This is a genomic window from Lactobacillus helveticus DSM 20075 = CGMCC 1.1877 (assembly GCF_000160855.1).
GTDB classification, from domain to species: domain Bacteria; phylum Bacillota; class Bacilli; order Lactobacillales; family Lactobacillaceae; genus Lactobacillus; species Lactobacillus helveticus.
In genome coordinates this window covers 1-624 of the sequence record NZ_GG700789.1, presented here as the reverse complement: position 1 = coordinate 624, position 624 = coordinate 1, and the positions used below count along the sequence as shown (strand labels likewise).

At 40.4% G+C, this 624-nt stretch carries 1 protein-coding gene; it reads left to right on the top strand.

Annotated elements, in window-relative coordinates:
• The coding region (locus HMPREF0518_RS09350; RefSeq protein WP_003627990.1) for a hypothetical protein at positions 1-624 on the top strand (624 nt) is incomplete at both ends.

Sequence of the window (624 nt, the reverse complement as noted above, 5' to 3'; positions counted from 1 at the left end):
ATGCCTGCAACTTTATCTCGCAGTATATTTTTGAACATGCTTTTGAATTAAAACAGTCCAAGTTAAACAAAGCTCTGTATCATGATTTGCGTGATAAGTTTGAACTTAAGAGTCAAATGGCACAGTCAGCCATTAAAACTGTTATAGCTCGCTATAAGACAGTTAAGACACAGCTCTTTCAACATCCTTTTCGTTACGATACTGGCAAGAAAGATGGCAAAGGTCGTGGTATTTGGGCACAGATCTATCGTGATTTAACTTGGCTTTGGCAACCGATTAATTTCAAACGCCCTCAGCTTGATTTACAGCGTGGTCGAGATTGGTCTTACCTATCTGCTACTAACCAGCTATCATTAAATACCTTGAATGGCAGAAGGAAAGTAGATTTTGTGTGCAAAGGCTTTGACCAGTATCTTGATCAGACTAAATGGAAGTTTGGTTCACTTAAAATGCTTCAATTAAGAGGCAAATGGTATATTCACCTTAGCGCTACCACGGCTATACCGGAGTTTGAAGCTGAACAGGCAGTGCATGTCGTGGGGATTGATCGCGGCTTGCGGTTCTTAGCCGCTTGTTATGATGAAAAGGGCAAATCAATCCTTTTTAGTGGTCAAAAGATATTGC